We start from the raw sequence: 26,373 nt of genomic DNA, 5'->3' as shown, positions 1-26,373 counted from the left end.
CGTACGGTTCCCATAACAACGTCATATCAATGTTATAGGAGCTCAGAGATGACGTCCATGCAAACCGCGCAAACCCGGAATCCCTATCTGGAGGGCCTGCTGGCGCCGGTGCGCGCCGAAGTGACCGCCACCGACCTGCCGGTCACCGGACATATCCCGGAGCACCTCGACGGACGCTATCTGCGCAACGGACCCAACCCGGCCGAAGAGGTCGACCCGGCCACCTATCACTGGTTCAGCGGCGATGGGATGGTGCACGGCGTGGCGCTGCGCGACGGGCAGGCCCGGTGGTACCGCAACCGCTGGGTGCGCAGCCTGTCGGTGTGCGCCACCCTGGGTGAGCCGACGCCGCACCGGCTCGATCCGCGGGCGGGCATGCTCTCGCTGGGCGCCAACACCAACGTGCTGACCCACGCCGGGCGCACCCTGGCGCTGGTCGAGGGCGGTGTGGCCAACTACGAGCTGACCGACGAGCTGGACACCATCGGGACGTGCGACTTCGACGGCACCCTGGCAGGCGGCTACACCGCTCATCCGCACCGCGATCCGCGCACCGGCGAATTGCACGCCGTCTCTTACTCATTCGCCCGCGGACGGACCGTGCAGTACTCGGTGATCGACACCCAGGGGCGAGCCCGTCGCACGGTCGACATCGAGGTGTCGGGGTCGCCGATGATGCACGACTTCTCGCTGACCGACTCCTACGTCGTCATCTACGACCTGCCCGTGACGTTCGACCCGATGCAGGTGCTGCCGGTGACCATGCCCCGCTGGCTCGGCCTGCCGGCCCGGCTGGCGTTGCAGTCGCTGATCGGGCGCGTGCGCGTACCCAGCCCGATCAACGCGATGATGAACCGAAACCCGAAGCATTCCGACCGGATGCCGTATGCGTGGAACCCGAACTACCCGGCGCGCATCGGGGTCATGCCCCGCGAGGGCGGCAACTCCGACATCCGCTGGTTCGACATCGAACCCTGCTACGTCTACCACCCGCTCAACGCCTACTCCGAGATCCGGGACGGGGCCGAGGTTTTGGTGCTCGACGTGGTGCGTTACTCGCGGATGTTCGACCGCGACCGGCACGGGCCCGGCGAAGCCCCGCCGACCCTCGAGCGCTGGACCATCAACCTGGCGACCGGCGCGGTGAGCGCCGAATGCCGCGACGACCGGCCGCAGGAATTTCCCCGGATCAACGAGGCCCTGCTCGGCCGAGAACACCGCTTCGGCTACACCGTCGGTGCGTCCTTCCAGGGCGCCGAGTCCGCGCTGTACAAGCACGATTACGCGACCGGGGGCCGAGCGGTTGCGCCGCTCGATCCCGACCTTTTGCTCGGCGAGATGTCCTTTGTGCCCGACCCCGGGGCCGGCCCGGAGGACGACGGCATTTTGCTGGGCTACGGCTATCACCGCGGCCGTGACGAAGGCCAGTTGGTGTTGCTGGACGCCGCGACGCTCGAGTCGGTGGCCACCGTGCACCTGCCGCAGCGGGTACCGATGGGCTTCCATGGCAACTGGGCGCCTACTGGCTAACGTGCGTTGAATAGGACGCCCGCCGCCGGCTGCGGCGGGATCTCAGGTCAGCCAATTTTTCCCGGCTGTGCCACGCAACCCTGATGCCGTGCAGCAAGCGTGCGCTACAGTGACTCATGCCACACATAAGGGCAGGTGGCGGGCATGAGCGTCGACGGAAGGATCTCGCATGGGTGTCGCTATTGAGGTGAACGGCCTCACGAAGTCCTTCGGATCCTCGAGAATTTGGGAAGACGTGACGCTGGAGATCCCCGCCGGGGAGGTCAGCGTCCTGCTGGGGCCGTCGGGTACCGGCAAATCGGTGTTCCTGAAGTCCCTGATCGGTCTCCTACGGCCGGAGCGCGGCTCAGTCGTCATCGACGGCACCGACATCCTGCAGTGCTCGGCCAAGGAGCTCTACGAGATCCGCACGCTGTTCGGCGTCATGTTCCAGGACGGCGCGCTGTTCGGTTCGATGAACCTCTTCGACAACGCGGCCTTCCCCCTGCGCGAGCACACCAAGAAGAAGGAAGGCGAGATCCGTGACATCGTCATGGAGAAGCTGACCATGGTCGGCCTGGGGGGCGACGAGAAGAAGTTCCCCGGCGAGATCTCCGGCGGTATGCGCAAGCGTGCCAGCCTGGCCCGCGCCCTGGTGATGGACCCGCAGATCATCCTCTGCGACGAGCCCGACTCGGGTCTGGACCCGGTTCGTACCGCCTACCTGAGCCAGCTGATCCTCGACATCAACGCCCAAATCGACGCCACCGTCCTGATCGTCACGCACAACATCAACATCGCCCGCACCGTGCCGGACAACATGGGCATGCTCTTCCGGCGCAAGCTGGTCATGTTCGGCCCGCGTGAGGTGCTGCTGACCAGTGACGAGCCGGTCGTGCGGCAGTTCCTCAACGGCCGCCGCATCGGGCCGATCGGCATGTCCGAGGAAAAGGACGAGTCGACCATGGCCGAAGAACAGGCCGCCCTCGAAGCCGGTCAGCACGCCGGCGGTGTCGAGGAGATCGAGGGAGTGCCGCCGCAGATCGTCGCGTCGCCTGGGATGCCGGAGCGCAAGGCCGTCGGCCGGCGCCAGGCACGGGTGCGCGAGATTCTGCATACCCTGCCGCAGAAGGCGCAAGCCGCGATCATCGACGACATGGAGGGCACGCACAAGTACCGGGCGCACGAGGTCGGCGACTAGTACGCCCGCCCCGGGTTTTCGCGAAAACTTCGCGTAACTCGGCGGCCCGCCCTCTTGACGACGGGCCGTAAACGGGCCAGTCTGTTGGGCAGCATGTATCCAGCGGAGAGTCGAGATGCCAGCCAGCGCCGATGTCCCTGGATGCCCTGTGCTGGACAGTTGAGGAATGCGCCGCCCTGCGCTATTGTTGGACGTTGCGCTGGCTACCTCCTGCCCACCTCACCCGCCACTTGACACCGTGGTCTAAGCCTGAGCCCCGTATAGCGGCTTGGTTCTTTAGTTGTGCGCGTGAGATTCGGACAGATCGTTCGCCGGCCTAACCGACACAATTCGCGGCGAACAGACCGGTGGTCCCGGTTTTCGTGAGTCGCACGAGGTGCTGGAAGGATGCATCTTGGCTGAGTCTCGCCAGAGCAAAACGGGTCGCCCACAAAGTTCCTCCAATGGAAGTTCCTTAAACGGCTCCGTGCCCGGAGCCCCCAACCGAGTTTCTTTCGCCAAGCTCCGCGAACCACTCGAGGTTCCCGGTCTGCTCGACGTGCAGATCGACTCCTTCGAGTGGTTGATCGGCTCGCCGCGTTGGCGCGAGGCCGCGACCGCCCGCGGCGACGTCAAGCCGGTGGGTGGCCTCGAAGAGGTGCTCGACGAGCTCTCGCCGATCGAGGACTTCTCCGGGTCGATGTCGCTGTCGTTCTCTGACCCGCGGTTCGACGAGGTCAAGGCGCCGGTCGACGAGTGCAAAGACAAGGACATGACGTACGCGGCCCCGCTGTTCGTCACGGCCGAGTTCATCAACAACAACACCGGTGAGATCAAGAGCCAGACGGTGTTCATGGGTGACTTCCCGATGATGACCGAGAAGGGCACCTTCATCATCAACGGCACCGAGCGGGTGGTCGTCAGCCAGCTGGTGCGCTCACCGGGCGTGTACTTCGATGAATCCATCGACAAGTCCACCGAGAAGCTGCTGCACAGCGTCAAGGTGATCCCGAGCCGCGGTGCCTGGCTCGAGTTCGACGTCGACAAGCGCGACACCGTGGGTGTGCGCATCGACCGCAAGCGCCGCCAGCCGGTCACCGTGCTGCTCAAGGCGCTGGGCTGGACCAACGAGCAGATCCACGAGCGGTTCGGCTTCTCCGAGATCATGATGTCGACGCTGGAGAAGGACAACACCGCCGGCACCGACGAGGCGCTGCTGGACATCTACCGCAAGCTGCGCCCGGGCGAGCCGCCGACCAAGGAGTCGGCGCAGACCCTGCTGGAGAACCTGTTCTTCAAGGAGAAGCGCTACGACCTGGCCCGGGTGGGCCGGTACAAGGTCAACAAGAAGCTGGGGCTGAACGTCGGCGCGCCGATCACGAGCTCGACGCTGACCGAAGAGGACGTCGTCGCCACCATCGAGTACCTGGTGCGCCTGCACGAGGGACAGGCCACGATGACCGTCCCCGGCGGCAGCGAGGTCCCGGTGGAAACCGACGACATCGACCACTTCGGCAACCGCCGTCTGCGCACCGTCGGCGAACTGATCCAGAACCAGATCCGGGTCGGCATGTCGCGCATGGAGCGCGTGGTCCGCGAGCGGATGACCACACAGGACGTCGAGGCGATCACGCCGCAGACGCTGATCAACATCCGGCCGGTGGTCGCCGCGATCAAGGAGTTCTTCGGCACCAGCCAGCTCTCGCAGTTCATGGACCAGAACAACCCGCTGTCGGGTCTGACCCACAAGCGCCGGTTGTCGGCGCTGGGCCCGGGTGGTCTGTCCCGTGAGCGGGCCGGGCTGGAGGTCCGCGACGTGCACCCGTCGCACTACGGCCGGATGTGCCCGATCGAGACCCCCGAGGGTCCCAACATCGGTCTGATCGGCTCGCTGTCGGTGTACGCGCGGGTCAACCCGTTCGGGTTCATCGAGACGCCGTACCGCAAGGTGGTCGACGGCGTGGTCACCGACGAGATCCACTACCTGACCGCCGACGAGGAGGACCGCCACGTCGTGGCGCAGGCCAACTCGCCGATCGACGCCAAGGGCCGGTTCGAGGAGTCGCGCGTCCTGGTCCGCCGCAAGGCGGGCGAGGTCGAGTACGTGCCGTCGTCCGAGGTCGACTACATGGACGTCTCGCCGCGCCAGATGGTGTCGGTGGCCACCGCCATGATCCCGTTCCTCGAGCATGATGACGCCAACCGTGCCCTGATGGGCGCCAACATGCAGCGCCAGGCGGTTCCGCTGGTGCGCAGCGAGGCGCCGCTGGTGGGCACCGGCATGGAGCTGCGCGCCGCGATCGACGCCGGCGACGTCGTCGTCGCGGACAAGGCCGGGGTGATCGAGGAGGTCTCCGCCGACTACATCACCGTGATGGCCGACGACGGCAGCCGGCACACCTACCGGATGCGCAAGTTCGAGCGCTCCAACCACGGCACGTGCGCCAACCAGTCGCCGATCGTGGACGCCGGGGACCGGGTCGAGGCCGGCCAGGTCATCGCCGACGGTCCGTGCACCGAGAACGGCGAGATGGCGCTGGGCAAGAACCTGCTCGTGGCGATCATGCCGTGGGAGGGCCACAACTACGAGGACGCGATCATCCTCTCCAACCGCCTGGTCGAAGAGGACGTGCTCACCTCGATCCACATCGAGGAGCACGAGATCGATGCCCGCGACACCAAGCTGGGCGCCGAGGAGATCACCCGGGACATCCCGAACGTCTCCGACGAGGTGCTGGCTGACCTCGACGAGCGCGGCATCGTCCGCATCGGCGCCGAGGTGCGCGACGGCGACATCCTGGTCGGCAAAGTCACCCCGAAGGGTGAGACCGAGCTGACCCCGGAGGAGCGGCTGCTGCGGGCGATCTTCGGTGAGAAGGCCCGCGAGGTCCGCGACACCTCGCTGAAGGTGCCGCACGGCGAGTCCGGCAAGGTCATCGGCATCCGGGTGTTCTCCCGGGAGGACGACGACGAGCTGCCCGCCGGTGTCAACGAGCTGGTGCGCGTCTACGTGGCCCAGAAGCGGAAGATCTCCGACGGTGACAAGCTCGCCGGCCGGCACGGCAACAAGGGCGTGATCGGCAAGATCCTGCCCGTCGAGGACATGCCGTTCCTGCCGGACGGCACGCCGGTGGACATCATCCTGAACACCCACGGTGTGCCGCGACGGATGAACATCGGCCAGATCCTGGAGACCCACCTCGGGTGGGTGGCCAAGTCCGGCTGGAACATCGAGGGTTCGCCCGAGTGGGCGGCCGGCCTGCCCAAGGAGCTGCAGAGTGCCGAGCCGAATGCCATCGTCTCGACGCCGGTGTTCGACGGCGCCCGGGAGGCGGAGCTGCAAGGACTGCTGTCCTGCACGCTGCCCAACCGGGACAACGAGGTGATGGTGGACGGCGACGGCAAGGCGGTGCTCTTCGACGGCCGCAGCGGTGACCCGTTCCCGTACCCGGTGACGGTTGGCTTCATGTACATCATGAAGCTGCACCACCTGGTGGACGACAAGATCCACGCCCGCTCCACCGGCCCGTACTCGATGATCACCCAGCAGCCGCTGGGTGGTAAGGCGCAGTTCGGTGGGCAGCGGTTCGGTGAGATGGAGTGCTGGGCCATGCAGGCCTACGGCGCCGCGTACACGCTGCAGGAGCTGTTGACCATCAAGTCCGACGACACCGTCGGCCGGGTCAAGGTGTACGAGGCGATCGTCAAGGGCGAGAACATCCCGGAGCCGGGCATCCCCGAGTCGTTCAAGGTGCTGCTCAAGGAGCTGCAGTCGCTGTGTCTGAACGTCGAGGTGCTCTCGTCGGACGGCGCGGCGATCGAATTGCGCGAAGGCGAGGACGAGGACCTCGAGCGCGCCGCGGCCAACTTGGGAATCAACTTGTCCCGCAACGAATCCGCGTCCGTTGAGGACTTGGCTTAATCAAGTAACTAACCCGCAAGGGGAAAGGGAGTTACGTGCTCGACGTCAACTTCTTCGATGAACTCCGTATCGGCCTGGCCACGGCGGAGGACATCAGGCAATGGTCTTACGGCGAGGTCAAGAAGCCGGAGACGATCAACTACCGCACGCTGAAGCCGGAGAAGGACGGCCTGTTCTGCGAGAAGATCTTCGGACCGACTCGCGACTGGGAGTGCTACTGCGGCAAGTACAAGCGCGTCCGCTTCAAGGGCATCATCTGTGAGCGCTGCGGCGTCGAGGTGACCCGCGCCAAGGTGCGCCGCGAGCGGATGGGCCACATCGAGCTGGCCGCGCCCGTCACGCACATCTGGTACTTCAAGGGCGTGCCCTCGCGCCTGGGCTACCTGCTCGACCTCGCCCCGAAGGATCTCGAGAAGATCATCTACTTCGCGGCGTACGTGATCACGTCGGTCGACGACGAGATGCGGCACAACGAGCTGTCCACGCTCGAGGCCGAAATGATGGTGGAGCGCAAGGCCGTTGAGGACCAGCGCGACGCCGACCTGGAGGCCCGCGCGCAGAAGCTGGAGGCCGACCTGGCCGAGCTGGAGGCCGAGGGCGCCAAGGCCGACGCCCGCCGCAAGGTGCGCGACGGCGGCGAGCGGGAGATGCGCCAGCTCCGCGACCGGGCCCAGCGTGAGCTGGACCGGCTGGAGGACATCTGGAGCACCTTCACCAAGCTCGCCCCCAAGCAGCTGATCGTCGACGAGAACCTCTACCGCGAGCTCGTCGACCGCTACGGCGAGTACTTCACCGGCGCCATGGGCGCGGAGTCGATCCAGAAGCTCATCGAGAACTTCGACATCGACGCCGAGGCCGACTCGCTGCGGGACGTCATCCGAAACGGCAAGGGGCAGAAGAAGCTTCGCGCCCTCAAGCGGCTGAAGGTGGTCGCCGCCTTCCAGCAGTCGGGTAACTCGCCGATGGGCATGGTGCTCGACGCCGTCCCGGTGATCCCGCCTGAGCTGCGCCCGATGGTGCAGCTCGACGGTGGCCGGTTCGCCACCAGCGACCTGAACGACCTGTACCGCCGGGTCATCAACCGCAACAACCGCCTCAAGAGGCTGATCGACCTCGGCGCGCCCGAGATCATCGTCAACAACGAGAAGCGGATGCTGCAGGAGTCCGTCGACGCGCTGTTCGACAACGGCCGCCGCGGCCGCCCGGTCACCGGGCCGGGCAACCGTCCGCTGAAGTCGCTGTCGGACCTGCTGAAGGGCAAGCAGGGCCGGTTCCGCCAGAACCTGCTCGGTAAGCGTGTCGACTACTCGGGCCGTTCGGTCATCGTGGTCGGTCCGCAGCTCAAGCTGCACCAGTGCGGCCTGCCCAAGCTGATGGCGCTGGAGCTGTTCAAGCCCTTCGTGATGAAGCGACTCGTCGACCTCAACCACGCGCAGAACATCAAGAGTGCCAAGCGAATGGTGGAGCGGCAGCGTCCCCAGGTGTGGGACGTTCTCGAAGAGGTCATCGCCGAACACCCGGTGCTGCTGAACCGCGCGCCCACCCTGCACCGGCTGGGCATCCAGGCCTTCGAGCCGATGCTGGTGGAAGGCAAGGCAATTCAGCTCCACCCGTTGGTGTGTGAGGCGTTCAACGCCGACTTCGACGGTGACCAGATGGCGGTGCATTTGCCGCTGAGCGCGGAGGCGCAGGCCGAGGCGCGCATCCTGATGCTGTCGTCGAACAACATCCTGTCGCCCGCCTCTGGCCGTCCGCTGGCCATGCCGCGTCTGGACATGGTGACCGGGCTGTACTTCCTGACCACCGAGGTCGACGGCGACAAGGGCGAATTCCAGGCGGCAGCCAAGGATCAGCCGGAGGTCGGCGTGTACTCCTCGCCGGCCGAGGCGATCATGGCCGCCGACCGTGGCGTCCTCTCGGTGCGGGCCAAGATCAAGGTGCGATTGACGCAGCTGCGTCCGGCCGCCGAGATCGAGGCCGAGCTGTTCGGTGTCAACGGCTGGCAGCCCGGCGATGCCTGGATGGCCGAGACCACGCTGGGCCGGGTGCTGTTCAACGAGCTGCTGCCGGTGGGCTACCCCTTCGTGAACAAGCAGATGCACAAGAAGGTGCAGGCCGCCATCATCAACGACCTGGCCGAGCGCTACCCGATGATCGTGGTCGCGCAGACCGTCGACAAGCTCAAGGACGCCGGCTTCTACTGGGCGACCCGCAGCGGTGTCACCGTGTCGATGGCCGACGTGCTGGTCCCGCCGCGCAAGAAGGAGATCCTCGACCAGTACGAGGAGCGGGCCGAGAAGGTCGAAAAGCAGTTCCAGCGAGGCGCTTTGAACCACGATGAGCGCAACGAGGCGCTGGTGGAGATCTGGAAGGAAGCCACCGACGAGGTCGGTCAGGCGCTGCGGGAGCACTACCCCAGCGACAACCCGATCATCACGATCGTCGACTCGGGCGCCACGGGTAACTTCACCCAGACCCGAACGCTGGCCGGCATGAAGGGCCTGGTGACCAACCCGAAGGGTGAGTTCATCCCGCGTCCGGTCAAGTCGTCGTTCCGTGAGGGCCTGACCGTGCTGGAGTACTTCATCAACACGCACGGCGCTCGAAAGGGCCTGGCGGACACCGCGTTGCGTACCGCCGACTCGGGTTACCTGACCCGTCGTCTGGTGGACGTTTCGCAGGACGTCATCGTCCGCGAGCACGACTGCCAGACCGAGCGCGGGATCACCGTCGAGCTGGCCGAGCGTCAGCCCGACGGCACCCTGATCCGCGACCCGTACATCGAAACCTCGGCGTACGCACGGACTCTGGGCGCCGACGCCATCGACGAGGCCGGCAACGTCGTCGTCGCGCGCGGCGAGGACCTGGGTGACCCGTCGATCGATGCCCTGCTGGCCGCGGGCATCACGCAGATCAAGGTGCGCTCGGTGCTGACCTGCACCACCGGCACCGGCGTCTGCGCGACCTGTTACGGGCGATCCATGGCCACCGGCAAGCTGGTCGACATCGGCGAGGCCGTCGGTATCGTCGCGGCCCAGTCCATCGGTGAGCCCGGCACTCAGCTGACGATGCGTACCTTCCACCAGGGTGGTGTCGGTGAGGACATCACCGGCGGTCTGCCGCGTGTGCAGGAGCTGTTCGAGGCCCGGGTGCCCCGCGGTAAGGCGCCGATCGCCGACCTCACCGGGCGGGTGCAACTGGAGGAGGGTGAGCGCTTCTACAAGATCACCATCGTTCCCGACGACGGGAGCGAGGAGGTCGTGTACGACAAGCTCTCCAAGCGGCAGCGGCTGCGCGTGTTCAAGCACGACGACGGTTCCGAGCGCGTGCTGGCCGACGGCGACCACGTCGAGGTCGGTCAGCAGCTGATGGAGGGTTCGGCCGACCCGCACGAGGTGCTGCGCGTGCAGGGCCCGCGCGAGGTGCAGATCCACCTGGTCCGCGAGGTCCAGGAGGTCTACCGTGCGCAGGGTGTGTCGATCCACGACAAGCACATCGAGGTGATCGTGCGCCAGATGCTGCGCCGGGTCACCATCATCGATTCGGGCTCGACGGAGTTCCTGCCCGGCTCGCTGATCGACCGTGCGGAGTTCGAGGCGTCGAACCGCCGGGTGGTGGCCGAGGGTGGCGAGCCCGCCGCCGGCCGTCCGGTGCTGATGGGTATCACGAAGGCGTCGCTGGCCACAGACTCGTGGCTGAGTGCGGCGTCGTTCCAGGAGACCACGCGAGTGCTGACCGATGCGGCGATCAACTGCCGCAGCGACAAGCTGCAGGGTCTGAAGGAGAACGTGATCATCGGAAAGCTGATCCCGGCCGGCACCGGCATCAACCGGTACCGCAACATCCAGGTGCAGCCGACCGAGGAGGCCCGGGCCGCCGCGTACACGATCCCGTCCTACGAGGATCAGTACTACAGCCCGGACTTCGGCCAGGCGACCGGTGCCGCGGTCCCGCTGGACGACTACGGCTACAGCGACTACCGCTAGTCCACGACGAAGAAGCCCCGGGTTCGCCCGGGGCTTCTTCGTGTGCCCGGTGTCACGCCAGCGTGGCCGTCGCATCCCAGCGGCACGCCAGCGTGACGCTCGCGCCGTCGGGCTGCCCAACTACACTGGCCGCGTGCTCATCGGTTCACATGTCAGCAACGACGACCCGCTGGCCGCAGCGCAGGCGGACGGCGCCGACGTGGTGCAGTTCTTCCTCGGCAACCCGCAGAGTTGGAAGAAACCGAAGCCCCGCGACGACGCCGAGACGCTCAAAGCGTCGGCCGTGCCGCTCTACGTCCACGCGCCGTACCTCATCAACGTGGCATCGGCGAACAACCGCATCCGCATCCCGTCGCGCAAGATCCTGCAGGACACCTGCGACGCGGCCGCCCAAATCAACGCGACGGCCGTCATCGTGCACGGCGGCCACGCCGACGACGACGACATGGAGGCGGGCTTCGAGCGGTGGGTCAAAGCACTGGACTACCTGGAAACAGACGTACAGGTGTACCTGGAGAACACCGCCGGCGGCGACCACGCGATGGCCCGCCACTTCGACACCATCGGCAGACTATGGGATCACATCGGCGACAAGGGAATTGGCTTCTGCCTGGACACCTGTCACGCATGGGCCGCGGGTGAGGAGCTGATCGATGCCGTCGACAGGATCAAGGCCCTGACCGGGCGCATCGACCTGGTGCACTGCAACGATTCGAGGGATGCGGCGGGCTCAGGCGCCGACCGGCACGCCAACTTCGGCACCGGCCAGATCGATCCCGAACTGCTCGTTGCGGTGGTCAAGGCGGCTGAAGCGCCGGTCATCTGCGAGACCGCCGACGAGGGACGCAAGGACGACATCGCGTTCCTGCGGGAAAACACCAGCGGCTGAGTGTGCTCGGTCGGCTCGCAACGCTTCTCGGGGTGGCCCTCCTGGTCGCGGGTTGTTCGCCGATGCCGCCCTCGGGCTTCGTCACCGGCACCAGCTTGCACCACATCAATGTGGGCGGACACGATCGCAGCTATCGGCTCTACGAGCCTGCGGGAAGACCCGCTTCGGCTCCGCTCGTAGTGGCGCTGCACGGCTATTCCGGGAGCGCCCAGCAAGTCGAACGGGCTTATGGCTGGGACGAATTGGCCGATTCGGGCAAGTTCCTCGTCGCCTACCCGGATGGACTCGAACGGGCCTGGAACGTGTACGGGGAAGGCTGCTGCGGCCGGCCGGGACGAGAAGGTGTCGATGACGTCGCCTTCATCACCGCGGCCGTCGCTGACATCGCCAAGCACGTAGGCACCGACCCCACCAGGGTCTATGTCACCGGCATGAGTAACGGCGGCATCATGTCCTACACGCTTGCCTGCACCACCGACATCTTCGCCGCGATCGGTCCGGTCGCCGGCACGCAGCTCAACGGATGCCGCAACCCACATCCGGCGTCGATCATGCACATTCACGGCACGGCGGATCGGCTTGTGCCCTACGGCGGCGGACAGGGTTTCAGCGTCATCAACGGCCCCTCGGTGCCCACCGTGAATACGTTCTGGCGCAACGTTGATCAGTGTGCAAACCCGGTCACCACGACAGACGGCCCGGTCACCACCTCGACGGCCGGATGTGCCGGCAACCGCGGCGTCACCCTCATCACGATCGACCAGGGCGGCCACGAGTGGCCCTCGTTCGCCGCCCAGACGCTGTGGCAATTTTTCGCCGCTCACCCACGGTGATGTCCTATTACACCTCTTGTGCGGCTGTCGGGAAAATGTAACATGAGTGGCATGTCGGATACGCATGTCGTCACCAACCAGGTTCCTCCGCTGGAGAACTACAACCCCGCGACGTCCGCGGTGCTCGTCGAGGCCCTGATCCGCGAGGGCGGGGAATGGGGCCTGGAAGAGGTGAACGAGGTGGGCGCGATCGCGGGCGGCCACGAAGCCCAGCGGTGGGGTGAACTCGCCGACCGCAACCGGCCCATCCTGCACACCCACGACAAGAACGGTCACCGGGTCGACGAGGTCGAGTATGACCCGGCCTACCACCAGTTGATGCGCACGGCGATCGCCACGGGCATCCACGCCGCGCCGTGGGCCGACGACCGCCCCGGCGCGCACGTGGTGCGGGCCGCGAAGATGTCGGTCTGGAATGTCGAGCCCGGCCACACCTGCCCGATCTCGATGACCTACGCCGTCGTCCCCGCGCTGCGCTACAACCCCGAACTCGCGGCAACTTACGAGCCGCTGCTGACCAGCCGCGAATACGACCCCGAACTCAAGCTGGCCACCACCAAGCGCGGCATCACCGCCGGCATGTCGATGACCGAGAAGCAGGGCGGATCCGACGTGCGTGCCGGCACCACGCAGGCGATCCCGAACGGCCCCAACGCTGATGGCAGCTACAGCCTGACCGGGCACAAGTGGTTCACCTCGGCGCCGATGTGTGACATCTTCCTCGTCCTCGCGCAGGCCCCGGGCGGACTGTCGTGCTTCCTGCTGCCGCGGGTGCTGCCCGACGGAACTCGCAACCGGATGTTCCTGCAGCGGCTCAAGGACAAGCTCGGCAACCACGCCAACGCGTCGAGCGAGGTCGAATACGACGGCGCCACCGCGTGGCTGGTGGGCGAGGAGGGCCGCGGCGTCCCCACCATCATCGAAATGGTCAACCTCACCCGGCTGGACTGCACCCTGGGCAGCGCCACCAGCATGCGCACCGGCCTGACCCGGGCCATCCACCACGCCCAGCACCGAAAGGCGTTCGGCGCCTACCTGATCGACCAGCCGCTGATGCGCAACGTGCTGGCCGACCTGGCCGTGGAGGCCGAGGCTGCCACCATCGTCGCGATGCGGATGGCCGGTGCCACCGACAAGGCGTTGCGCGGCGACGAGCAGGAGGCGCTGCTGCGCCGCATCGGTTTGGCGGCCAGCAAGTACTGGGTGTGTAAGCGCGCCACCCCGCACGCCGCCGAGGCGCTGGAATGCCTGGGCGGCAACGGCTATGTCGAGGATTCGGGCATGCCGCGGCTGTTCCGCGAGGCGCCGCTGATGGGCATCTGGGAGGGCTCGGGCAACGTCAGCGCGCTGGATACGTTGCGCGCCATGGCCACTCGTCCCGAATGCGTCGAGGTGCTGTTCACCGAACTGGCCGAAAGCGCCGGCGCGGACCCGCGACTGGGCGCTCATGTCGAGCGGCTGCGGCAAGACCTGACCGACCTGGACACCATCGCGCACCGGGCCCGCAAGGTCGCCGAGGACATCTGTCTGGGGCTGCAGGGGTCGCTGCTGGTGCGCCACGGTCACCCCGCCGTCGCCGAGGCCTTCCTGACCACCCGGCTGGACCGCCAGTGGGGCGGGGCCTACGGCACCATGCCCGCCGGCCTGGATCTGGCCCCGATCCTCGAGCGCGCCCTGGTAAAGGGCTGAGCCGCAGGATGACGCACGCGATCAGGCGGGTCGACTTCGACAACCTGAAGACGATGACCTACGAGGTCACGGATCGGGTTGCCCGGATCACCTTCAACCGGCCGGAAAAGGGCAACGCGATCGTCGCGGACACCCCGCTGGAGCTCTCCGCTCTGGTGGAGCGTGCCGACCTCGACCCCGATGTGCACGTCATCCTGGTGTCCGGCCGCGGCGAGGGTTTCTGCGCGGGGTTCGACCTGAGCGCATACGCCGACCGCACCGGCTCGGCCGGCGGAACCGGCGCCTATCAGGGCACGGTGCTCAGCGGAAAAACCCAGGCGGTCAACCACTTACCCGACCAGCCGTGGGACCCGATGATCGACTACCAGATGATGAGCCGGTTCGTGCGCGGTTTCTCCAGCCTGATGCACGCCGACAAGCCGACGGTGGTCAAGATCCACGGCTATTGCGTGGCCGGGGGCACCGATATCGCGCTGCACGCTGACCAGGTGATCGCCGCCGCCGACGCCAAGATCGGCTATCCGCCCACGCGGGTATGGGGCGTTCCGGCGGCGGGGCTGTGGGCGCACCGGCTCGGCGACCAGCGCGCCAAGCGCCTGCTGTTCACCGGCGATTGCATCACCGGCGCGCAAGCCGCCGAATGGGGCCTGGCGGTCGAGGCGCCGGACCCGGCCGACCTCGACGAGCGCACCGAGCGGCTCGTGCAACGGATCGCCGCGGTACCCGTCAACCAGCTGATCATGGTCAAGCTCGCGCTGAATTCTGCTCTGCTGCAACAGGGCGTGGCCACCAGCAGGATGGTCAGCACCGTGTTCGACGGTGTCGCCCGGCACACCCCGGAAGGCCACGCCTTCGTCGCCGACGCGACCGAGCACGGCTTCCGGGAGGCGGTGCGGCATCGCGACGAACCCTTCGGTGACTATGGCCGCCGCGCATCACAGGTATAGCCCATGCCCACTATGACGGCCCGGTCGGTGGTGCTCAGCGTGCTGCTGGGGGCCCACCCGGCGTGCGCCAGCGCGAGTGAATTGATCAGGCTCACTTCCGATTTCGGCATCAAAGAGACGACCCTGCGCGTGGCACTGACCCGCATGGTCGGCGCGGGCGACCTGATCCGGTCCGCCGACGGCTACGGGCTCTCGAATCGCCTGCTGGCCCGCCAGCGGCGGCAGGACGACGCCATCGACCCACGGGTTCGGACGTGGCGAGGGGAGTGGGTCACGCTCATCGTGACCAGCGTGGGCAACGACGCGCGTACCCGGGCGGCGCTGCGGACCGCCATGCACGGCAAGCGCTTCGGTGAACTGCGCGAAGGCGTCTGGATGCGACCCGACAACCTCGAGCTCGACCTGGACCCCGAGATCGAGGCCCGGGTGCGGGTCTTGCGGGCACGCGACGACGACCCCGCCGAGCTGGCCGCCCAGCTGTGGGACCTGCCCGCCTGGGCGCGGGCCGGTGGCCGGTTGCTCGACGAGATGGCCGCCGCGACAGACATTCCCGGCCGTTTCGTGGTGGCCGCGGCGACGGTGCGCCACCTGCTCACCGACCCGGTGCTGCCCGACGAACTGTTGCCGGCCGACTGGCCCGGTACCCGCCTGCGTTCGGCGTACCACGACTTCGCCACCGAGTTGCTCGAGCGGCGCGAACCACTATTTGCGGAGGCAAAATGAGCGATCCGGTGCGTATCGAGCGCAACGGCCCGGTGACGACGGTGATCCTGAACCGGCCGGCGGCGCGCAACGCGGTCAACGGCCCCACCGCCGCCGCGCTGTACGCGGCATTCGACGAGTTCGACCGCGACGACACCGCGTCGGTCGCCGTGCTGTGGGGAGATAATGGAACCTTTTGTGCCGGAGCTGATTTGAAGGCCTTCGGCACACCCGACGCCAACGCCGTACACCGGACGGGCCCGGGCCCGATGGGGCCGACGCGAATGGTGTTGTCCAAACCCGTGATCGCCGCGGTGAGCGGCTATGCCGTCGCCGGGGGCCTGGAGTTGGCCATCTGGTGCGACCTGCGGGTGGCCGAGCAGGACGCCGTGTTCGGGGTGTTCTGCCGCCGGTGGGGGGTGCCGCTGATCGACGGCGGCACCGTGCGGCTGCCGCGGCTGATCGGGCAAAGTCGCGCGATGGACATGATTCTCACCGGCCGCGGTGTCAAGGCCGACGAAGCGCTCGCCATGGGGTTGGCCAACCGCGTCGTGCCCAACGGCCAGGCGCGGCAGGCGGCGGAGGAACTGGCGGCGCAACTGGCTGCACTGCCGCAACAGTGCCTGCGCTCCGACCGGCTTTCGGCGTTACATCAGTGGGGGACAACGGAATCCGAGGCGCTCGACTTCGAATTCGCCAGCATCTCCCGCGTCGCCGCCGAGGCGAGCGAGGGGGCCGGGCGGTTCGCCGCGGGGGCGGGCCGGCACGGGGCGCCCACGGGCTAGTCGACGCCCTCCGTTCGGTGGCTTACGGTGCGAGCCTCACCCTGCCGGGCGGCATGGCTGGCGACTCCGGAGCACCACCGCCGGTGCCGCCACCGCCGGGGCCGCCAACGCCTGGAGGGCTCCCCGGCTCAGGAGCAGCGGGCGGCTCCTGTTGCGGTCCCGGTGGCGGCGCCTGCTCCGGTGGTGGCGGTTGTCGGGGTGGAGGCGGTGTCGCGGCCGGCAGGGGTGGCGTCATGACGTGGGCCGTCGGCGGCGGTGGTGGCGGAAGTTGCGGCGGCTCCGGCTCGCCGGTTTCCCCCTCGGGAAACAGTCCTATCGACGCGACATGCGCCTCACGCTCAGACCAGATCGAGCTGGCGGCGTTGTGCGTGTTCAATGTGCCCCGCTGCGTCGGTTCGTTCGATCCGGGCACGGGATTTGCCATGGACTGGAGGGAAGCTATCTTCGGTTGATCGCTCGGACAGTAGGCCTCGACGGAGGCGGAGATGAATCGGGCAATGGTGCGCATGACGCGGTCGGGAGGGTATTGGCCGCCGGCCGAATTGACTTTGAACGCCCGCTCCCTCATGTCGTCGACTACGCCGTCCACCGGCATTCCGCCATCGAGTTGGCGACAAACTCTATGGGCTGTGGCGATGAGGCTTGGCACGTTCTCGAGGGCGGGGATTCCTTTTTGGTCGAGCAGCGCCACAAACTGATCGTCAGGGTTGGGGTCGGCCGTTGCTGTGCCGTTGGGCAGCATTACGACCCCGGTCAGCACCACGACGGCGGCGACCAGCGCGCTGGCGCGCCCAGTGGTACCGGTGAACATGGCTGGATTCCGTTCTGCCGGCACCATCATATGCCCCGGCTCCGCCCGCAGCACCTCGTCGGCACGGTGTGCAGGTCCAACACCGCGCGGCTGCAGAAATAGAGGCGTCATGGGCCCCGGCCACAATGCATCTGGGTATGAAAATGGTTGTGGCGCAACGGCAACGCTTTGACCTGCTCAGCCGCCCTTGGTGATGGTGTTGCCCGAGCCCAGGTTGTCGACCTTGGGCTCACCGTCTTTGTAGGTGACGGTGTTGTTGAACCCCACCACGCTGATGCGGGTGTCGACCTTGTCCAGGGTGATCTTGTTGTTCGCGCCGCCGACGCTCACCGTCGCGCAGGTGCCGGTGATGGTGAGGGTGTTGTCCGAACCGCCGACGTTCAGCGACTTGCCGCTGGCGCAGTCAAGCGTCGCGGTCGTGCCCATCGACCCGTAGTTGAGCGTGTTGCCGATCTCGACCGACGCGGTGGTGCTCTCCCCGCTCGACCCGGTCGTCGGCGCCGCGCCGGCGCTCGTAGTCGTCGTGCTGCTCTTCGTTGTCGTCGTGGAGCCCGCGGGCGGGTTGGCCGTCGAACTGCAGCCGGCCACCAACACGGCCGCGACGGTCGGTGCCACGGCGAGCGCGGTCAACCCCCAGGGGCGGTCAAAGATGTGGGCAGACAATGTTCCTCGATTCCCCTCGGTTGGATGGCGATGTGATGCGGGTTCAGCCGGGTACCTGCTGGAGCCGGTTGGTCATGCCCAACTCGCGGCCGCGGTCCCAGAGGATCGGCGTGCCGTTGTGGTAGAACACCGTCTGGTCGTAGCCGTAGACGGTGATGTCGTGCGAGACCGAGTCGGCCACGACGGTGTTGGACGAGCCCATCACCGTCACCGCGTAGCAATTGCCCAGCGCCGTCACAGTGTTGCGGGTGCCGTTGACCAGCAGCGTGGCGTCGTTGCAGTCCAGCGTCTGCTCGACGCCCTCCCCGATGACGTGGGTGTCGCCGTTCTTCGCGTGCGCCGCGGGAGCGGGGGTTGCGGCGACGACGATGACACAGGTTGCCAGCGACCCGGCGACGGTTGTCCAGTTCACTGCGGGCCCCCTTGTGTGACGGGTGGATCTGCTCGATGAGATTACGTCCATCCGGCCATGGCTGAAATAGTTTCGCGCCCGGCGTCAACTAGAGTCATTAGTTAAGCACCCCGATCATCGCAAGCGAAGGGCCCCGCCATGGCAGCTCAGCCGGACACGCCATCGGCGGCCGGCCGCCCGCGCGCGGGGAGAACGGGCTCGCGCCCGGCCAAGCTGAGCCGCGAGGGCATCATCGACGGCGCGCTGACCTTCCTGGACCGGGAGGGCTGGGACGCCCTCACCATCAACGCGCTGGCGACGCAGCTGGGCACCAAGGGGCCGTCGCTCTACAACCACGTGGACAGCCTGGAGGACCTGCGCCGCGCGGTGCGGATCCGGGTCATCGACGACATCATCACGATGCTGAACAGGGTCGGCGAGGGCCGCGCCCGCGACGACGCGGTGCTGGTCATGGCGGGCGCCTACCGCAGCTATGCCCATCACCACCCCGGCCGGTACTCGGCGTTCACCCGGATGCCGCTGGGCGGTGACGACCCCGAGTACACCGCGGCGACCCGGGGTGCGGCCGCGCCGGTGATCGCGGTGCTGTCCTCCTACGGTCTCGACGGCGACGAGGCCTTCCACGCGGCGCTGGAATTCTGGTCCGCGCTCCATGGCTTCGTGCTGCTGGAGATGACCGGTGTCATGGACGACATCGACACCGACGCCCTGTTTTCGGACATGGTGCTGCGGCTCGCGGCGGGTCTGGACCGGCGCGTCGCGCACGACGGTGCCAGGGGTTAACCGCCGCTTTGACCTGCGAGACCGGCGGCGGGTATTGTGGAAGCTCGTGCCTGGCGGCTTACGGCGCCTAACCGTAAGGAAGTGGATGCCGGGCGAATTCGCATGTCCACGACGCATCGGATCTTCTCCGGTGCACGGCGCGTGCGACACACCCGGCCGTGGGGTAGTGCGGCCGGACATAACTGCAGTACGAAGACTTGAGAACAGCCGACAGACGCACAACACGAACACAGAAAGCCGGTAGATGCCAACGATTCAGCAGCTGGTCCGCAAGGGTCGCCGCGACAAGATCGCCAAGGTCAAGACCGCGGCCCTGAAGGGCAGCCCGCAGCGCCGTGGCGTATGCACTCGCGTGTACACCACCACCCCGAAGAAGCCGAACTCGGCCCTTCGGAAGGTCGCGCGCGTGAAGCTGACGAGCCAGGTCGAGGTCACCGCCTACATCCCGGGCGAGGGCCACAACCTGCAGGAGCACTCGATGGTGCTGGTGCGTGGCGGCCGAGTCAAGGACCTGCCCGGCGTGCGGTACAAGATCATCCGCGGTTCGCTCGACACCCAGGGGGTCAAGAACCGCAAGCAGGCTCGCAGCCGTTACGGCGCCAAGAAGGAGAAGAGCTGATGCCGCGCAAGGGGCCCGCGCCGAAGCGTCCGTTGGTCAACGACCCCGTCTACGGGTCGCAGCTGGTCACCCAGCTGGTGAACAAAGTTCTCTTGCAGGGGAAGAAATCGCTGGCCGAGCGCATTGTTTATGGTGCGCTCGAGAACGCCCGGGACAAGACGGGCACCGATCCCGTGATCACCCTCAAGCGCGCTCTCGACAACGTCAAGCCCGCGCTGGAGGTGCGCAGCCGCCGCGTCGGCGGTGCGACCTACCAGGTGCCGGTCGAGGTCCGTCCGGACCGGTCCACCACGCTGGCGCTGCGCTGGCTTGTCAGCTTCTCGCGGCAGCGCCGGGAGAAGACGATGGTCGAGCGGCTGGCGAACGAGATTCTGGACGCCAGCAACGGCCTGGGGGCCTCCGTCAAGCGGCGTGAGGACACCCACAAAATGGCCGAGGCCAACCGCGCCTTCGCGCACTATCGCTGGTAGAGGCGGCACCGGGCGCCAAACTGGCAGAGTGGCCGGACGCAACTAAGACAGCAACCAAGCAATCGAAAGAGTGGGAAGACTTCTGTGGCACAGAAGGACGTGCTGACCGACCTCACCAAGGTCCGCAACATCGGCATCATGGCGCACATCGACGCCGGCAAGACGACGACGACGGAGCGCATCCTCTACTACACCGGTATCAGTTACAAGATCGGTGAGGTGCACGACGGCGCCGCCACCATGGACTGGATGGAGCAGGAGCAGGAGCGGGGTATCACCATCACCTCCGCAGCTACCACCTGCTTCTGGAACGACAACCAGATCAACATCATCGACACCCCTGGGCACGTCGACTTCACCGTCGAGGTGGAGCGCAGCCTGCGCGTGCTCGACGGTGCCGTCGCCGTCTTCGACGGCAAGGAGGGTGTCGAGCCGCAGTCCGAGCAGGTGTGGCGTCAGGCCGACAAGTACGACGTCCCGCGGATCTGCTTCGTCAACAAGATGGACAAGATCGGCGCCGACTTCTACTTCTCGGTCCGCACGATGGAAGAGCGCCTCGGCGCCAACGTCATCCCGATCCAGCTGCCCGTCGGCTCCGAAGGCGACTTCGAGGGCGTCGTCGACCTGGTCGAGATGAAGGCCAAGGTGTGGCGCGGCGAGACCAAGCTCGGTGAGACCTACGAGACCATCGACATCCCTGCCGAATTGCAGGAGAAGGCCGACGAGTACCGCACCAAGCTGCTCGAGGCCGTCGCCGAGACCGACGAGGCGTTGCTGGAGAAGTACCTCGGTGGCGAGGAACTGACGATCGCTGAGATCAAGGGTGCGCTGCGCAAGCTCACCATCAGTTCCGAGGCCTACCTGGTGCTGTGCGGTAGCGCGTTCAAGAACAAGGGTGTGCAGCCGATGCTGGACGCCGTCATCGACTACCTGCCCTCGCCGCTGGACGTGCCGCCGGCCGTCGGCCACGCACCGGGCAAGGAGGACGAGGAGATCGTCCGCAAGCCGTCGACCGACGAGCCGTTCTCGGCGCTGGCGTTCAAGGTCGCCACGCACCCGTTTTTCGGCAAGCTGACCTACGTCCGGGTCTATTCGGGCAAGGTCGACTCCGGCAGCCAGGTCATCAACGCCACCAAGGGCAAGAAGGAGCGGCTGGGCAAGCTGTTCCAGATGCACTCCAACAAGGAGAACCCGGTGGAGACCGCCTCGGCGGGCCACATCTACGCGGTGATCGGGCTCAAGGACACCACCACCGGTGACACCCTGAGCGACCCGAACCACCAGATCGTGCTCGAGTCGATGACCTTCCCCGACCCGGTGATCGAGGTCGCCATCGAGCCGAAGACCAAGAGCGACCAGGAGAAGCTGAGCCTGTCCATCCAGAAGCTCGCGGAGGAGGACCCGACGTTCAAGGTGCACCAGGACGTCGAGACCGGCCAGACCGTGATCGGTGGAATGGGCGAACTGCACCTGGACATCCTGGTCGACCGGATGCGCCGCGAGTTCAAGGTCGAGGCCAACGTGGGCAAGCCACAGGTGGCCTACAAGGAGACCATCAAGCGGACGGTGGAAAAGGTCGAGTTCACCCACAAGAAGCAGACCGGTGGTTCCGGCCAGTTCGCGAAGGTGCTGATCAGCCTCGAACCGTTCCACGGCGAGGACGGTGCGACCTACGAGTTCGAGAACAAGGTCACCGGAGGTCGCATCCCGCGGGAGTACATCCCGTCGGTGGACGCGGGCGCCCAGGACGCGATGCAGTACGGCGTGCTGGCCGGCTACCCGCTGGTGAACCTGAAGGTCACCTTGCTCGACGGTGCCTACCACGAGGTTGACTCCTCGGAGATGGCGTTCAAGATTGCAGGGTCACAGGTGCTGAAAAAGGCTGCGCAGCAAGCCCAGCCGGTGATCCTCGAGCCGATCATGGCGGTCGAAGTGACCACACCCGAGGACTACATGGGTGACGTGATCGGCGACCTTAACTCCCGCCGTGGCCAGATCCAGGCCATGGAGGAGCGGGCTGGTGCGCGCGTCGTTCGGGCGCACGTGCCGCTGTCGGAGATGTTCGGTTACGTCGGCGACCTGCGGTCCAAGACTCAAGGCCGGGCGAACTACTCCATGGTGTTCGACTCGTATGCCGAAGTCCCGGCGAACGTCTCGAAGGAGATCATCGCCAAGGCGACGGGCGAGTGAACATCAGCTCGGAGTAACCTGGCCCGGTTACCACCGCGGCACTTACAACAACATCAACACTGCTTTAACAAGCACCAACAAGTCCAGGAGGACACAGAAGTGGCGAAGGCGAAGTTCGAGCGGACGAAGCCGCACGTCAACATCGGGACCATTGGTCACGTTGACCACGGCAAGACCACGCTGACCGCGGCGATCACCAAAGTTCTGCATGACAAGTACCCGAACCTCAACGAGTCGCGCGCCTTCGACCAGATCGACAACGCGCCCGAGGAGCGTCAGCGCGGTATCACGATCAACATCTCCCACGTGGAGTACCAGACCGAGAAGCGTCACTACGCCCACGTGGACGCCCCGGGTCACGCCGACTACATCAAGAACATGATCACCGGCGCGGCCCAGATGGACGGCGCGATCCTGGTGGTTGCGGCGACCGACGGCCCGATGCCCCAGACCCGTGAGCACGTGCTGCTCGCGCGTCAGGTCGGGGTGCCCTACATCCTGGTGGCCCTGAACAAGGCCGACATGGTCGACGACGAGGAGCTGCTTGAGCTCGTCGAGCTGGAGGTCCGCGAACTGCTGGCCGCCCAGGAGTTCGACGAGGAGGCTCCGGTGATCCGCGTCTCGGCGCTCAAGGCGCTCGAGGGTGACGCCGACTGGGTGAAGTCCGTCGAGGAGTTGATGGACGCGGTCGACGAGTCGATCCCGGACCCGGTCCGCGAGACCGACAAGCCGTTCCTGATGCCCGTCGAGGACGTCTTCACGATCACCGGTCGTGGCACCGTGGTCACCGGTCGTGTCGAGCGCGGTGTGATCAACGTGAACGAGGAAGTCGAGATCGTCGGCATCAAGCCGACCAGCACCAAGACCACGGTCACCGGTGTGGAGATGTTCCGCAAGCTGCTGGACCAGGGCCAGGCCGGCGACAACGTCGGGCTGTTGCTGCGTGGTATCAAGCGTGAGGACGTCGAGCGTGGCCAGGTCGTGGTCAAGCCCGGCACCACCACGCCGCACACCGAATTCGAGGGCAGCGTCTACATCCTGTCCAAGGACGAGGGTGGCCGGCACACGCCGTTCTTCAACAACTACCGTCCGCAGTTCTACTTCCGGACCACCGACGTGACCGGTGTGGTGACGCTGCCGGAGGGCACCGAGATGGTGATGCCCGGTGACAACACCAACATCTCGGTCAAGCTGATCCAGCCCGTGGCCATGGACGAGGGTCTGCGGTTCGCGATCCGCGAGGGTGGCCGCACCGTCGGCGCCGGCCGGGTCGTCAAGATCATCAACTAGGTCTGGCTAGCCATAAAGCCCGGATTGCCGATTTCGGCAATCCGGGCTTTATGCGTTTTACCGAGCCAACCGCGGCCGGCTCCGCTACGATCCCGTGATAAGGGTGTCGGGGGCGGAAGATGGCCGGGAGGTTCGGATGTCCTTCGTATTCGCGACGCCTGAGTACGTCGCCGCCGCGGCGTCGGATTTAGCCAGAATCGGGTGGACGATCACGTCGGCGAACTCAATGGCGCTGGGCCCCACGTCGAGCGTGCTCGCTCCGGGTGCTGACGAGGTGTCGACCAACATCGCGGCCCTGTTCGACGCGCACTCCCAGGTGTACCAGGCGCTCAGCGCTCAAGCCGCGGCGTTTCACGACCAGTTCGTACAGCTGATGAATGGCGGCACGGCGCAGTATCTCGCCACCGAGGCTGCTAACACCTCGCCCTTGCAGAGCGCGGCGGCGCCCGCGTCGATGGCGGCGCAGCTGCCGGCGGCGACAGCCGCGGGTGGTTCGGCGCCGGGTGTACCGGCGGGACCCCTGATGTCGGCGGTCGCGCCGGCTTCGGCGATCGCGGGCGCGCAGGCACAGGCGAGTCCGGCGGTGGCCGCCACCACCGGGCCGGCCGCGCTGGCCCCGGCCAGCACGTCGGCGACGCCGGTGCGGATGGTGACGCCCGCCTATGCACCGGCCGCCACGCAGCCCGCAGCGCCGGCACCGGCGCCGGTCAGTCCGCTCGTGTCGGCGCCGGCGCAGGTTGAGACGGCGCCGGCCGCCGCGGCCCCGGCGATGCCGGTGTCGACCGCCACGCCGACGAAGTTGGTGTCAGCCCATTCGCCGACCACGGCGGCGCAGGCGGGGTCTTCGGCACGCCCGGCGCCGGCAGTGATACCCAAGGTCGACTGACACCCGGTCCGTCTGCGCGTATGGCACTCGCGGTGAGACCGCGAAAGCTAATCTGACACGAAATTTCCAGCAAGGGTAAGGAGACACGCGTGTTGGCGCGCTACCTGAAGGCACAGTTGGTGGTTTTGCTGTGCGGCGGCCTGGTCGGGCCGATTTTCTTGATCGTCTACTTCACCCTCGGGCTCGGCAGCCTGCTGCAGTGGATGTTCTACGTCGGCCTGCTCATCACCGTGGCTGACGTGCTGATCGCGCTCGCGTTGGCCAACTACGGCGCCAAATCCTCGGCCAAGACGGCGGAGCTCGAGCAGAGCGGGGTGCTGGCGCTCGCTCAGATCACCGGGGTCACCGAGACGGGGACGTGGATCAACAACCAGCAGGTGGTGAAGGTGCATCTGCACATCTCCGGGCCCGGGTTTCTGCCGTTCGACAGCGAAGACCGGGTGATCGCCAGCGTGACCCGGCTCGGCAACCTCAGCGCGCGCAAGGTCGTGGTGCTGGTCAATCCCACCACCAACGAATACCGAATCGACTGGGAGCGAAGCGCTTTGGTCAACGGCCTGGTACCAGCGCAGTTCACCGTGGCCGAAGACAACACGACTTACGACCTGAGCGGACAGGCCGGCCCGTTGATGGAGATCCTGCAGATCCTCAAGGCCAACAACGTCCCGCTCGACCGGATGGTCGACATCCGGTCGAACCCGGTGCTGCGCCAGCAGATCCAGGCGGTGGTGCGCCGGGCGGCCGAACAACAGGCGCCGGCAGCCCAGCCGGCCACTGCCGGGGGGCCGGCACCGGTGGCCACGCCGCCGCAACCGTCGATCGGTCAGCGGCTGCAGGAGCTCGAGACGCTGCGCGCCAGCGGTGCGCTGACCGATCAGGAGTACAACAGCCGGCGGGCCCAGATCATCTCCGAAATCTGATCGCCGGGCGAGTTAGAACAGGTTCCAGTTTCGCTGCTAGCCTGGCGTCGTGGCTGAATCACTGCAGGGGCGGGTGGCTTTCATCACCGGCGCCGCCCGCGCCCAGGGTCGTTCGCACGCGGTGCGGCTGGCACGGGAAGGCGCCGACATCATCGCGCTCGACATCTGCGCGCCTGCGTCGAAGAGCCTGACCTACTCGCCGGCCACGCCGGAGGACCTCAGCGAGACCGTCCGCCTGGTGGAAGCCGAGGGTCGCAAGGTGCTGGCCCGCGAGGCGGACATCCGGGACGACGCCGCGCTGCGCCAACTCGTGGCCGACGGGGTCGAACAATTCGGCCGGCTCGACATCGTGGTGGCCAACGCCGGAGTCTTGAGCTGGGGCCGGCTGTGGGAGCTCACCGATGAGCAGTGGGACACGGTGATCGGGGTCAACCTGACCGGCACCTGGCGCACGCTGCGCGCGACCGTGCCCGCGATGATCGAAGCCGGCAACGGGGGCTCGATCGTGGTGGTCAGCTCGTCGGCGGGGCTGAAAGCCACGCCGGGCAACGGACATTACTCGGCCAGCAAGCACGGACTCACCGCGCTCACCAACACCCTCGCCATCGAGCTCGGCGAATACAGCATCCGGGTGAACTCCATCCATCCCTACTCGGTCGACACCCCGATGATCGAGCCGGAGGCGATGATGGAGATATTTGCCCGCCATCCCAGCTTCGTGCACAGCTTCCCCCCGATGCCCTTGCAGCCCAACGGCTTCATGTCGCCCGACGAGGTGGCCGATGTCGTGGCGTGGCTAGCTGGCGACGGGTCCGGCACAGTGACGGGCACGCAGGTCCCCGTGGACAAGGGCGCCTTGAAGTACTGATCGGCCACCGTGGTATGAA

General features: G+C 66.8%; 21 protein-coding genes. 18 read left to right on the top strand and 3 right to left on the bottom strand.

Annotated elements, in window-relative coordinates; translation table 11 throughout:
- Positions 1-48: 48 nt before the first annotated feature.
- The 10 genes from AWC17_RS27490 (at position 49) to AWC17_RS27445 (ending at position 16,442) form a co-directional block, all read left to right on the top strand.
- A complete protein-coding gene (locus tag AWC17_RS27490; RefSeq protein ID WP_046186729.1) occupies positions 49-1,530 on the top strand; it encodes a carotenoid oxygenase family protein in 1,482 nt (493 codons plus the stop codon).
- Positions 1,531-1,699: 169 nt separating this feature from the next.
- On the top strand, positions 1,700-2,710 hold the full coding sequence (locus AWC17_RS27485) for an ABC transporter ATP-binding protein (protein WP_046186730.1): 1,011 nt from the start codon (positions 1,700-1,702) through the stop codon (positions 2,708-2,710).
- A gap of 394 nt (positions 2,711-3,104) precedes the next feature.
- Entirely contained in the window at positions 3,105-6,611 is a 3,507-nt protein-coding gene (gene rpoB, locus AWC17_RS27480) for a DNA-directed RNA polymerase subunit beta (RefSeq protein WP_141224819.1), read from the top strand.
- Positions 6,612-6,646: 35 nt separating this feature from the next.
- On the top strand, positions 6,647-10,597 hold the full coding sequence (locus AWC17_RS27475; RefSeq protein WP_046184736.1) for a DNA-directed RNA polymerase subunit beta': 3,951 nt from the start codon (positions 6,647-6,649) through the stop codon (positions 10,595-10,597).
- A gap of 133 nt (positions 10,598-10,730) precedes the next feature.
- The gene (locus AWC17_RS27470) at positions 10,731-11,486 is read left to right on the top strand and encodes a deoxyribonuclease IV (RefSeq protein ID WP_046184737.1); all 756 of its coding nucleotides are present in this window, start codon (positions 10,731-10,733) and stop codon (positions 11,484-11,486) included.
- Positions 11,487-11,488: 2 nt separating this feature from the next.
- On the top strand, positions 11,489-12,319 hold the full coding sequence (locus AWC17_RS27465; protein ID WP_046184738.1) for an extracellular catalytic domain type 1 short-chain-length polyhydroxyalkanoate depolymerase: 831 nt from the start codon (positions 11,489-11,491) through the stop codon (positions 12,317-12,319).
- A gap of 51 nt (positions 12,320-12,370) precedes the next feature.
- Complete coding sequence (locus AWC17_RS27460; protein WP_046184739.1) at positions 12,371-14,008, top strand: acyl-CoA dehydrogenase family protein; 1,638 nt, start codon at positions 12,371-12,373, stop codon at positions 14,006-14,008.
- An 8-nt stretch (positions 14,009-14,016) separates the two neighbouring features.
- Positions 14,017-14,955, top strand: coding sequence for a crotonase/enoyl-CoA hydratase family protein (locus AWC17_RS27455; RefSeq protein ID WP_046184740.1), 939 nt, complete (start codon positions 14,017-14,019; stop codon positions 14,953-14,955).
- Positions 14,956-14,958: 3 nt separating this feature from the next.
- On the top strand, positions 14,959-15,678 hold the full coding sequence (locus tag AWC17_RS27450; protein WP_046184741.1) for a PaaX family transcriptional regulator C-terminal domain-containing protein: 720 nt from the start codon (positions 14,959-14,961) through the stop codon (positions 15,676-15,678).
- A complete protein-coding gene (locus AWC17_RS27445; RefSeq protein WP_047323365.1) occupies positions 15,675-16,442 on the top strand; it encodes a crotonase/enoyl-CoA hydratase family protein in 768 nt (255 codons plus the stop codon). Before AWC17_RS27450 ends, AWC17_RS27445 begins: the two co-directional genes overlap by 4 nt.
- Positions 16,443-16,464: 22 nt before the next feature.
- Here AWC17_RS27445 and AWC17_RS27440 read toward each other — a convergent pair whose 3' ends face one another.
- The 3 genes from AWC17_RS27440 to AWC17_RS27430 all read right to left on the bottom strand — a co-directional run bounded on the left by AWC17_RS27440 (position 16,465) and on the right by AWC17_RS27430 (position 18,328).
- Entirely contained in the window at positions 16,465-17,253 is a 789-nt protein-coding gene (locus AWC17_RS27440; RefSeq protein ID WP_047323383.1) for a DUF732 domain-containing protein, read from the bottom strand.
- A gap of 177 nt (positions 17,254-17,430) precedes the next feature.
- Positions 17,431-17,916 (bottom strand): DUF3060 domain-containing protein, encoded by a 486-nt coding sequence (locus AWC17_RS27435; protein WP_372517381.1) that lies wholly within the window; start codon positions 17,914-17,916, stop codon positions 17,431-17,433.
- Between the two features lie 43 nt (positions 17,917-17,959).
- Complete coding sequence (locus AWC17_RS27430; protein WP_046185961.1) at positions 17,960-18,328, bottom strand: DUF3060 domain-containing protein; 369 nt, start codon at positions 18,326-18,328, stop codon at positions 17,960-17,962.
- Positions 18,329-18,466: 138 nt separating this feature from the next.
- Here AWC17_RS27430 and AWC17_RS27425 point away from each other — a divergent pair, with 138 nt between their 5' ends.
- The 8 genes from AWC17_RS27425 to AWC17_RS27390 all read left to right on the top strand — a co-directional run bounded on the left by AWC17_RS27425 (position 18,467) and on the right by AWC17_RS27390 (position 26,354).
- Complete coding sequence (locus AWC17_RS27425; protein ID WP_046185962.1) at positions 18,467-19,111, top strand: TetR/AcrR family transcriptional regulator; 645 nt, start codon at positions 18,467-18,469, stop codon at positions 19,109-19,111.
- Positions 19,112-19,355: 244 nt separating this feature from the next.
- Positions 19,356-19,730, top strand: coding sequence for a 30S ribosomal protein S12 (gene rpsL, locus AWC17_RS27420; protein WP_007167812.1), 375 nt, complete (start codon positions 19,356-19,358; stop codon positions 19,728-19,730).
- Positions 19,730-20,200, top strand: coding sequence for a 30S ribosomal protein S7 (rpsG, locus tag AWC17_RS27415; RefSeq protein ID WP_007167813.1), 471 nt, complete (start codon positions 19,730-19,732; stop codon positions 20,198-20,200). The genes rpsL and rpsG overlap by 1 nt, the downstream gene beginning before the upstream one ends.
- 84 nt (positions 20,201-20,284) lie before the next feature.
- Complete coding sequence (fusA, locus tag AWC17_RS27410; protein ID WP_082123155.1) at positions 20,285-22,390, top strand: elongation factor G; 2,106 nt, start codon at positions 20,285-20,287, stop codon at positions 22,388-22,390.
- 99 nt (positions 22,391-22,489) lie between these two features.
- The gene (tuf, locus tag AWC17_RS27405; protein WP_046185963.1) at positions 22,490-23,680 is read left to right on the top strand and encodes an elongation factor Tu; all 1,191 of its coding nucleotides are present in this window, start codon (positions 22,490-22,492) and stop codon (positions 23,678-23,680) included.
- A 136-nt stretch (positions 23,681-23,816) separates the two neighbouring features.
- Positions 23,817-24,566: a PE family protein gene (locus tag AWC17_RS27400; RefSeq protein WP_082147610.1), complete on the top strand. Its 750-nt coding sequence runs from the start codon at positions 23,817-23,819 to the stop codon at positions 24,564-24,566.
- A gap of 89 nt (positions 24,567-24,655) precedes the next feature.
- Positions 24,656-25,486: an SHOCT domain-containing protein gene (locus AWC17_RS27395; RefSeq protein WP_046186862.1), complete on the top strand. Its 831-nt coding sequence runs from the start codon at positions 24,656-24,658 to the stop codon at positions 25,484-25,486.
- Between the two features lie 49 nt (positions 25,487-25,535).
- On the top strand, positions 25,536-26,354 hold the full coding sequence (locus AWC17_RS27390) for a mycofactocin-coupled SDR family oxidoreductase (RefSeq protein WP_082123219.1): 819 nt from the start codon (positions 25,536-25,538) through the stop codon (positions 26,352-26,354).
- Positions 26,355-26,373 lie beyond the last annotated feature (19 nt).

The organism is Mycobacterium nebraskense, from assembly GCF_002102255.1.
GTDB classification, from domain to species: domain Bacteria; phylum Actinomycetota; class Actinomycetes; order Mycobacteriales; family Mycobacteriaceae; genus Mycobacterium; species Mycobacterium nebraskense.
This window is presented reverse-complemented; position numbering and strand designations above follow the sequence as displayed.